Origin of the sequence: Cryptosporangium japonicum (assembly GCF_039524755.1) — a bacterium.
Taxonomy (GTDB): domain Bacteria; phylum Actinomycetota; class Actinomycetes; order Mycobacteriales; family Cryptosporangiaceae; genus Cryptosporangium; species Cryptosporangium japonicum.
The window spans coordinates 362,694-372,452 of sequence record NZ_BAAAGX010000020.1; the positions used below are offsets into that span (position 1 = coordinate 362,694).

At 71.7% G+C, this 9,759-nt stretch carries 9 protein-coding genes; 3 read left to right on the forward strand and 6 right to left on the reverse strand.

The annotated features are described in order from the left end of the window. The first annotated feature begins 14 nt into the window (after positions 1-14). Both ABD437_RS26845 and ABD437_RS26850 read left to right on the forward strand, forming a co-directional pair. On the forward strand, positions 15-659 hold the full coding sequence (locus ABD437_RS26845; protein ID WP_344651753.1) for an amino acid ABC transporter permease: 645 nt from the start codon (positions 15-17) through the stop codon (positions 657-659). Then, positions 656-1,582: an amino acid ABC transporter permease gene (locus ABD437_RS26850; protein WP_344651691.1), complete on the forward strand. Its 927-nt coding sequence runs from the start codon at positions 656-658 to the stop codon at positions 1,580-1,582. The genes ABD437_RS26845 and ABD437_RS26850 overlap by 4 nt, the downstream gene beginning before the upstream one ends. Before the next feature lie 54 nt (positions 1,583-1,636). On the opposite strand, the gene rny is transcribed toward ABD437_RS26850, so the two are convergent. From rny to ABD437_RS26880, 6 genes are all read right to left on the reverse strand, one after another. Next, positions 1,637-3,325: a ribonuclease Y gene (gene rny / locus ABD437_RS26855; protein ID WP_344651692.1), complete on the reverse strand. Its 1,689-nt coding sequence runs from the start codon at positions 3,323-3,325 to the stop codon at positions 1,637-1,639. Positions 3,326-3,480: 155 nt separating this feature from the next. Beyond that, positions 3,481-3,639 (reverse strand): hypothetical protein, encoded by a 159-nt coding sequence (locus ABD437_RS26860; RefSeq protein ID WP_344651693.1) that lies wholly within the window; start codon positions 3,637-3,639, stop codon positions 3,481-3,483. 861 nt (positions 3,640-4,500) lie between these two features. Further along, on the reverse strand, positions 4,501-5,019 hold the full coding sequence (locus ABD437_RS26865) for a regulatory protein RecX (RefSeq protein WP_344651694.1): 519 nt from the start codon (positions 5,017-5,019) through the stop codon (positions 4,501-4,503). A gap of 614 nt (positions 5,020-5,633) precedes the next feature. After that, positions 5,634-6,680 carry a recombinase RecA gene (recA, locus tag ABD437_RS26870; RefSeq protein ID WP_344651695.1) on the reverse strand — a complete coding sequence of 349 codons (1,047 nt, stop codon included), beginning with the start codon at positions 6,678-6,680 and terminating at the stop codon, positions 5,634-5,636. Between the two features lie 208 nt (positions 6,681-6,888). Continuing rightward, positions 6,889-7,083 carry a DUF3046 domain-containing protein gene (locus tag ABD437_RS26875; RefSeq protein ID WP_344651696.1) on the reverse strand — a complete coding sequence of 65 codons (195 nt, stop codon included), beginning with the start codon at positions 7,081-7,083 and terminating at the stop codon, positions 6,889-6,891. A 54-nt stretch (positions 7,084-7,137) separates the two neighbouring features. Continuing rightward, on the reverse strand, positions 7,138-8,457 hold the full coding sequence (locus tag ABD437_RS26880; RefSeq protein ID WP_344651697.1) for an aminotransferase class I/II-fold pyridoxal phosphate-dependent enzyme: 1,320 nt from the start codon (positions 8,455-8,457) through the stop codon (positions 7,138-7,140). Between the two features lie 36 nt (positions 8,458-8,493). Here ABD437_RS26880 and ABD437_RS26885 point away from each other — a divergent pair. Continuing rightward, positions 8,494-9,759 (forward strand): bifunctional pyridoxamine 5'-phosphate oxidase family protein/GNAT family N-acetyltransferase (locus ABD437_RS26885; RefSeq protein WP_344651698.1); only part of this gene is annotated, 1,266 nt, incomplete at its 3' end.

A 9,759-nucleotide genomic window follows, 5' to 3' on the forward strand; every position in this document is an offset into this window, starting at 1 on the left:
CGATGAGTGACTTCCTGCCCACGCTGACCGACAACTGGTCACTGTTCGGCGAGGCGTTCTGGAACACGATTGTTCTGTTCGTCCTGTCGGCATTGGCCGCCCTGATCCTCGGCACGATTCTCGGAGCGTTCCGGGTTTCGCCGGTGCCCGCGTTGCGGTGGCTCGGCACCGGCTACGTGAATCTTCTGCGTAACACCCCACTGACCTTGGTGTTCTTCTTCGTCGCATTCGGCTTTCCGTACCTGGAGATCAACTTCTCCTTCCGTACGTTCGCGGTGATCGCGCTCTCGGCGTACACGTCGGCGTTCGTCTGCGAAGCGGTACGGGCCGGTATCAACACGGTGCCCGCCGGGCAGGCCGAAGCCGCACGGGCCGTCGGGCTCACGTTCGCCCAGACCTTGCGGTTCGTGATCCTGCCGCAGGCGTTCCGGGCGGTCGTCCCGCCGCTGGGCAGCATTCTGATCGCGCTGCTGAAGAACACGACGATCGCGGCCGGGTTCAGCGTCGCGGAGGCGGGCTCGATCAGGGCCAACCTCTCCGAGCTGGGCTATCCCGCTCTGGGCGGCCTGCTGTGGGTCGTCATCGGCTTCCTGATCCTCGTGCTGCCGCTCTCGGCCGTGCAGCGCAACCTCGAGCGTCGGTGGAGCGTGGCGCGATGACTGCTGTCCTTTCTCCTCCCGTCAAGTCGCGCAAGAAGCCGCGGACCCCGACCACGTCGGTGCTGTTCGACGTGCCCGGACCGCGGGCCCGGCGGCGGAACCTGCTGATCGGCGTCGTCGGCTCCGCGGTGATCCTGGGAGCGCTGCTCTACGTCGTCTACCGCTTCAACGAGACCGGGCAGTTCTCCGGGACGAAGTGGGAGATCTTCGAGTACAAGCAGCCGCAGCTCACGATCCTCGAGGGCTTCCTCAACACGCTCAAGGCCGCCGGGATCGCCGCGGTGCTGGCGCTGCTGCTGGGCGTCGGGCTGGCCACGGCCCGGGTCTCCGACCACGCCTGGTTGCGGATCCCGTCGTTCTGGTTCGTCGAGGTGTTCCGGGCAGTGCCACTGGTGCTGCTGATGTTCCTGTTCTACTACGGGACGCCGTCGCTGGGCCTGCGTGTCTCACCGCTGTGGGCCGTCGTCCTCGGTCTGACGCTGTACAACGGCTCGGTGTTCGCGGAGCTGTTCCGCGCCGGCATCGCGTCGGTGCCGCGCGGCCAGTCCGAGGCCGCGTACGCGCTGGGCCTGCGCAAGACCCAGATGATGACGTCGGTGGTCGTGCCGCAGGCCGTCCGGGTGATGCTGCCGGCGATCATCAGTCAGCTCGTGGTGCTGTTGAAGGACACCGCGCTCGGCTTCCTGGTGACCTACGACGAGCTGTTGAAGCAGCTCAAGCAGCTGGCCACCGCGCCGCAGTTCGAGTACCCGCTGATCCCGCTGGTGATCGTCGGCGGCGTGATCTACGTGGCGACCTGTCTGCTGCTGTCGTGGTTCGCGACGTGGCTCGAGCGCCGGTTGTCGCGGAAGGGTTCGCGCTCGTCGGCCCCGACGATGGACGCGAAGCAGGATCTGGGGCAGGGCGGCGCGGCCGCTATCTGAGTTCGCGCGACCGAACGGTGTCCCCTGCTCCGGCGGGGCACACCGTTCAGTCGTTCAGCGGGCGACTCCGGTGGCCCGCGACTCACGCACGACCGTGACGCGGATCTGGCCCGGGTAGGTCAGCTCGTCCTCGATCTGCTTGGCGACGTCACGGGCCAGCACCTGCGCGGCCAGATCGTCGACCTGGTCCGGGGCCACCATCACCCGCACCTCCCGCCCGGCCTGCATCGCGAACACCTTCTCCACGCCGGGCATGCCGGCCGCGATCTGCTCGATGCGCTCGAGCCGCTTCACGTAGGTCTCCAGGCTCTCCCGCCGCGCCCCGGGCCGTCCGCCCGAGCAGGCGTCGGAGGCCTGGGTCAGCACCGCCTCCACCGTCCGCGGCGGCACCTCGTCGTGGTGGGCCTCGATCGCGTGCACGACCTCGTCGCTCTCCCCGAGCCGGCGGGCCAGATCGGCGCCGATCAGCGCGTGGCTGCCCTCCACCTCGTGGGTGAGCGCCTTGCCGATGTCGTGCAGGAACGCCGAGCGCTTGACCAGCGCGACGTCCAGCCGGAGCTCGGCGGCCATGTGGCTGGCGATGTGCGCGGTCTCGATCAGGTGCTTCAGCACGTTCTGGCCGTAGGACGTGCGGTACCGGAGTCGACCGAGCGTGGCGATCAGGTCGGGATGCATGTCCGCGATGCCCACCTGGACCAGGGCCTCCTCGCCGGCCCGCACACACAGCTGTTCGACCTGTTCCCGGCTCCGCTCGTACACCTCCTCGATCCGCTGCGGGTGGATCCGGCCGTCGAGAACGAGCTTCTCGAGCGTGAGGCGGCCGACCTCGCGCCGAACCGGGTCGAAGCACGACAGCAGGACGGCTTCCGGGGTGTCGTCGATGATCAGGTTGACGCCGGTGACCGCTTCGAACGCGCGGATGTTGCGCCCTTCGCGTCCGATGATGCGGCCCTTCATGTCGTCGCCGGGGAGATGGAGGACGCTGACGACGCTCTCCGCGGTCTGCTCGCCGGAGACCCGCTGGATCGCGTCGACGACGATGCGCTTGGCCCGCTCCTCACCCTTGGCCCGCGCCTCGGCCTCGATGTCACGCACCAGGATCGCGGCCTCCCGCTTGGCCTGGGTCTCCACCTCTTTGACGAGCTCGGCCCGGGCGGCGTCGCTGGACAGCCCGGCGATCCGCTCCAGCTCGGCGCGACGCTCGGCGGCGGCCCTGGTCAGCTCCTGGTTCCGGGCGGCGAGTTCGTCGGCGAGCGCGGCGAGCTCGGTCTCGCGCTCGGAGAGCCGGGCCTCGGTCTGGTCGGCCCGTTCCTCGCGTTCGGCGACCCGGGTTTCGCGGCGCTGCGCCTCGACCCGGCGGGCGGTGGCGTCGGCGGTGAGCCCCGCGGCGTCCCGCTCGGCACTGCGCCGGGCGTCGGCGAGGAGTTCGTCGGCTTCCCGCTCGGCCCGGCGGCGGGCCCGGGCGACGATCTCCGCCGCCTCGTCGTGAGCCGCTTCGAGAAGGCGCCGAGCGTGCCTCCGGGCCGCGACGAGGTCGGGGTGGGTGGCTTGCTCGTCGGGGTCGCGGGCTTGCCTCGGCGCGAGGAGCGGCGCAGTTTTCGGGGCGGTGTCGGCAGCCAGCTCGGGGGCGCGGTCTGCGGCATCTGCGGGGCCTGTCGTGGCCGAGGATGGACTGGGAAGGCTGCCGTTCGATGGGGTTGGTGAGGTGCCGGCATCCGCGGGGGCGCCAGGATCACCGGACAAGGCGTAAGCGGTCCGGGAGACGGGGTCGGTGCCGTCACGCTGAATCGGCGCACTCCCGATGGGGGCGCCACTCGTCGTACTAGGAGCACCTTCGCCCTGCCCCGACATATGGGTGCCACCATCAGGTCCCGCAGCGCTGACGCCTCGGTCACGCCCTACAGCGCGGGCGCCTTCGTCACTCCCCGCAGCGCGGGCGCCTTCGTCACCCCCCGCAGCGCGGGCGCCTTCGTCACCCCCCGCAGCGCGGGCGCCTTCGTCACCCCCCGCAGCGCGGGCGCCTTCGTCACCCCCCGCAGCGTTCGCGCCTTGGTCACGCCCCTCGGCCGTAGCGCTATCGGCGAGCCGCGGGCCGGCGCTATCGGCGAGCCGCGGGCCGGCGCTATCGGCGAGCCGCGAGGCGGGGGTGTCGGCGTGCCGCGTGGCGGGGTTGTCTTCGTCGTGGGGCGGGGGTGGGGTGGGGGCGTGGAGGCGCGGGGTCAGTACGCGGAGGACGACGAAGGCCGTCACGACGGCGATCACCACCGCTACCAACAGGACGACCACGCCGAAACCGGCGAACGCGGCTCCCGACATCATGGCCCCTCTCGTCCCGACGCGCGGCCGCGACGAGTAGCCCGTCCGGAGACCGGGCCGACCTCGTGCGGGGGCACGCACACGAGCCCGAGGTACGGGACACGCCTCAGCGCATCCCGAACGAACGAAGCCGAGCCGCCGGCCGAAAGCACGACGGAGCGCGATCGGACCCCGAGGGGCCGTTCAGCCTATGAGGACACAGCAGCCCTCGAGAGGCCACCGAACCTCGACGAACTCAGTCAGCACATTCAGCACGAAGCACGCTTCGCGGAGTTATGGGTATCGCAGGTGCGTATCAGGAGATGTCACGTACACGGGCTCGATCTCAGTACCCGTGAGGCTATGTGGAGGTTACCGGCCGGTCAAGGAACGTTCACCGGCCTCACTCTCCACAAGAGGTCAAGGCCCAACTACACCGAGTGACCGATTCCGAGCCCCACCCCCGCCCGATCCCGATTCGATCCGAGAGCTAGGCAGCGACCCGCTCCAGCCCGATCCCGGCTCGGCGACGGCCCAATCCCGACTCGACCACGGCCTGATCGCGGCCTCACCGCAGCCTGATCGGGGCCCCACCGCGCTCTGATGCCGGTTCCGGCGGAAGCTCAATCGTCGGTGAGCGTGGGGTCGGGTACGCCCGCCAGGTCGGGGTCGGCACCCTCCGCCGCCAGCGCCTCACGCACCACCCGGTACGCCACACCCGCGGGGTGACCTCGCCGCGCGAGCATCCCCACCAGCCTCCGGGCCCGCTTGTCGGGCGGCAGGCCACGAGTGCTCGGGAGCTTCTTCGCGACCAGTCGCTGAGCCGCCGCGAGGTCGTCGTCGGCGTCGACGGTCTCGAGCGCCTCCTGCACGATCTCCCGGTCCACACCCTTCTTACGCAGCTCACCGGCGAGCGCACTCCGGCCGAGCCCACGCCCGCGCTGGCGGGTCTCCACCCAGGCCCGCGCGAAGGCCGCGTCGTCGATCAGGCCGACCTCGCCGAACCGGTCGAGCACCGCGTCGGCCGCCTCGACCGGAACGTTCCGCTTGGCGAGCGCCGCGGCGAGTTCGGCCCGCGTGCGTGGCTGACCGGTCAGCAACCGCAGACAGATGTTGCGTGCCACCTGTTCGGGGTTGGCCATCGGAGCATCGTCGGCCGGGCTGCCACCGTCACCGTCCGTCGGTTCCGGTGACTCGTCACGCCCCTCGGAGCCCTCACCGCGCCGACGATTTCCACCGCGCCGCGAACCCCACCCGGCACTCCCCCGCCGCGACTCCCGGCCACGCCCACCGGCCTCCCGCTCCGAGAAGCCATCACCCCGAGAGCCATCACCCCAAAGGCCATCACCCTGGAAGCCACCATCTCCAAGGTCACCGCCCCCGGCGACACCATCCAAGGAGCCACCGCGGACGCCGGAATCGCCGGCACCGCCACCCCTCGAACCGCTCCCCCGAGAGCCGCGGCCCCCCGAGCCACCCCAGCGCCGACGGCCACCCTCATCCCCGTCGCCGGCCGAGAGCGGGTCGGCCGCACCACCCCGGCTCCGCCGACCAGACGCCGGGCCTGGGTCAGCGACGGAAGACCGGGAACGAGCGAGACGCTCAGCCTCTTCCAACGCCGCCCGCGCGATCGCCGCACGATCAGCGACGGCCGAACGCGGCCGGGCGGCGTCGGCGCCGCCGCCGCCCGGGGCCGGTGCGGTGCCCGCCGGAGTGTCACCGGCGGGGTCGTTACCGGCCACGGGCCGGTCGGTGCTCAGAAGTCGACCGGAGCCGGTGCGACCCCGTTGACGTCGACGGCCGGCAGGGCGCCGATGCCGAGCTTCTCCTTGATCTTCTTCTCGATCTCGTCGGCGAGATCGGGGTTGTCGACCAGGAACTTGCGGACGTTCTCCTTGCCCTGCCCGAGCTGGTCACCCTCGTACGTGTACCAAGCGCCGGACTTGCGGATCAGCGCCTGGTCAACACCGACGTCGATCAGCGAGCCCTCGCGACTGATGCCGTGGCCGTAGACGATGTCGAACTCGGCCTGCTTGAACGGCGGCGAGACCTTGTTCTTCACGACCTTGACGCGGGTGCGGTTACCCACCGCGTCGGAGCCGTCCTTGAGGGTCTCGATGCGCCGGACGTCGAGCCGGACCGACGCGTAGAACTTCAGGGCCTTACCACCGGTCGTCGTCTCCGGGGAGCCGAACATGACGCCGATCTTCTCGCGCAGCTGGTTGATGAAGATCGCGGTGGTGCCGGAGTTGCTCAGCGCACCGGTCATCTTCCGCAGCGCCTGGCTCATCAGGCGGGCCTGGAGGCCGACGTGGCTGTCGCCCATCTCGCCCTCGATCTCGGCGCGGGGCACGAGCGCGGCCACCGAGTCGATGACCAGGATGTCGAGCGCGCCGGAGCGGACCAGCATGTCGGCGATCTCGAGCGCCTGCTCACCGGTGTCGGGCTGGGAGACCAGGAGCGCGTCGGTGTCGACGCCGAGGGCCTTGGCGTACACCGGGTCGAGCGCGTGCTCGGCGTCGATGAACGCGGCGATCCCGCCCGCGGCCTGCGCGTTGGCGACCGCGTGCAGGGCGACCGTGGTCTTACCGGAGGACTCCGGACCGTAGATCTCGATGACCCGCCCGCGCGGCAGGCCACCGATCCCGAGCGCCACGTCGAGGGCGATCGAGCCGGTGGGGATCGAGGCGATCGGCGGGCGGTTGTCCTCGCCGAGGCGCATGACGGAGCCCTTGCCGAACTGCTTGTCGATCTGGGCTAGCGCTACCTCGAGCGCCTTGTCGCGGTCAGGTGCTGCTGGCATGGCTGCCGCCTTGGGAAGTCGTCGGGAAGTTTTCATCGCGGCTGACGCTAGAGGCTGGGTACGACAGTTTCGCGCTGCGGCGCGAATCTGTGGACACCGGCACTCCGGTGGACGGTCACGATGCGCGTGGGAGCCATGCTAACCGAACTTATGTTCGATTGCGCAACACCTTCCCCAGGCGTGTCGGCGCGAGTACGCAGAGTGAAGATCAGCGCTGGGTGGCCGGGAGCTCGAACGCGGAGTGCACCGCACGCCACACCCACTTCGCGTCCTCGCCCTGGGCCAGTGCCTGTTCGACGGTCCGCCCGCCGAGGGTGGCGAGGACCTGGTCGGACGCGACCGACCGGGAGTAGACGGGGCCGAAGGCGGCGTCCATCCGCTGCCAGAATTCCGTGAGCCGCACGGCGGCCAGGCTACCCGCATCCACCGGGTGGTCGCCGGATCGCCCACAGGCGTCTCACCGGTGGGGCGCCAGCCGGGCGGTGACGGCCGACGCCACCGCCGAGGCCACCTCGGCCGCGTCGGCGACCGGCAACGTGCTGGCGGTGATCCGGACGCCGGGTCCGGTGTCCACCCGGTACCGCGAGCCGGGCGCGACCACGATTCCCCCGTCACGCAGCGCCGTCACGGCCGCGGTCTCGTCGGTGACCGGCACCCAGACGTTCAGGCCCGTCCGGCCGGTCGCGCTCACCCCGGCGGCCCGCAGTGCGCCGAGCAGCGCACCGCGGCGAGCGTCGTACTCGTGCGCGGCGTGCGCGATCAGGGCGTCGACCGAAGGGTCCTGCCAGAGCTCGGCCACGATCCGCTGGGTCAGCCGGCTGACCCAGCCCGGCCCCAGCCGGCGGCGGCCGTCGACCCTGGCGACCGTCGCGGGGTCACCGGCGAGCAGGGCGCAGCGCAGATCGGGGCCGTACGGCTTGCTCACCGAGCGCACCAGGACCCAGTGCGGAGTGGCGCCGGCGAGCGGCGCCAGCGGGACACCGGCCAGCTCGGCGGCGTGGTCGTCCTCGATGACCAGCACGTCACGGCCGGCCAGCACCTCGCGCAGCTCCGCGGCCCGCGATCCGCTGATCGCTCCCCCGGTGGGGTTGTGGGCGCGGCTGGTGACGACCATCGCGGTGACGCCGCGCCCGATCGCGGCGGCGACGGCCGACGGCACCGGCCCGTCCTCGTCCACCGCGACGCCGACGGGCTCCACACCCAGCGCGGCGAGCAGGTCGAGCAGGTTCGCCCAGGCCGGGTCCTCCACCGCGACCCGGTCGCCCGGGCGGACCCGGGTGACGAGCGAGCGCTCGATCGCGTCGAGCGCGCCGTGGCACAGCGTGAGCGCCTCGACCGGCACACCGTCGGACTCCAGCCGACGAACCGCGAGCGCGCGGACGGCGGGCAGCACCATGTCGTCGGCGTAACCGTACGGCTCCGGCGCCAGCCGGGACAGGACCGGCGCCAACGGCGGGAGGAGCGCAGTGTCGGGCTCGCCGTGGGACAGATCGCGCGCGCCGGGCGGGATCGCGACGACGGCCGCCGTCCGCGGCGCGGTGGCCGGGCGGGTGCGGATGCGGGTGCCACGCCGGCCGGCGGTCTCGACCACGCCGCGGCGGCGCAGGATCGCGTACGCGGCGGCGACGGTGGTGGGCGCGACGCCCAGTTCGGACGCCAGCCGGCGCACCGGCGGCAGGGTGGCCCCCGGTGCCAGCGCGCCCTCCCGGACCCCGTTCTCCACAGCCGCGGAAATCTCTTCCGCCCCGCGGCCGGTGATCCGATATTGTGACGTCACAAAGTTAAGTATGTACCAGAACAAAAGGCGGCCTAGATGGACGCTCCCAGCCCGCGCACCGTTCCCACCCGGTACGCCGACCGGGCCCGGTATGACTCCGACACCATCAACGCGATTCTCGACGAGGCGCTCGTCGCCCACCTGGGCATCGTGATCGACGGGGCGCCGCGCGTGATCCCCACCCTGCACGCGCGGGTCGGCGACACGCTCTACCTGCACGGTTCCACCGGCAGCCGCCCCCTGCGCGAGGCCGACGACGGCGTGCCGGTGTGCGTCACGGTCACGCTGCTCGACGGGCTGGTGTTCGCGCGGTCGGGGTTCAACCACTCGGTGGACTACCGCTCGGTGATCGTGCACGGGCTGGCCCGCCCGGTCCACGACCGGGACGAAAAAGTCCGCGCTCTCGACGCCCTGCTCGAGCAGGCCGCGGCCGGCCGGGCCGCCGACTGTCGCCCGCCGAGCGGCAAGGAGCTGGCCGCGACCGCCGTGCTCGCGCTACCGCTGGCCGAGGCGTCGGCGAAGATCGGGGACCGGTTGGTGCCCGGCGCGGTCGTCGAGGACGAACCGGAGGACGTGTCCCTTCCCTACTGGGCCGGTTTCCTGCCGCTGCGGGTCGTGCCGGGAGCGCCGGTGGCGTCGGCCGATCTGCACGGCGTCGAGGCGCCCCCGTACCTCACGACGTACCGCCGTCCCGGCTCGGCGGGCCCGAAGAACCCGTGGTTCCGCGCCCCCGTGCTGGAGGGCCGCCACGTCCGGCTGGAGGCGCTCGGCCCGCAGCACGTCGACGATCTGCTCGCCACCGCGAGCGATCCCGAGGTGCACGAGCACATCCCGCACCCGGTCCCCACCACGCGTGAGCAGATGTCGCGGCTGGTCGAGGTCGCGCTGGCCGACGCCGACCGCGGCGCGCGGGTGGCGTTCGCCCAGATCGACCGGGCGAGTGGCCGGGCGATCGGCAGTACCTCTTACTACGAGATCGAGCCCGATCGGCCCTCGCTCGCGATCGGGTACACGTTCCTCGGGCGGCCGTGGTGGCGGTCGGCGATCAACACCGAGGCCAAGGTGCTGCTGCTCGAGCACGCTTTCGAGACGCTGGGCGCGGAACGCGTCACCTGGCACACCGATATCCGCAACGTCCGGTCGCAGCGCGCGATCGAGCGGTTGGGTGCGGTCCGCGAAGGGGTGCACCGGCGGCACCGGAGGCGGCGGGACGGGTCCTGGCGGGACACCGTGGTCTACGGGATGACTTCGCCGGAGTGGCCGGCACACCGCGAGCGACTGCTCGCCCGGCTCGGCGAGGGC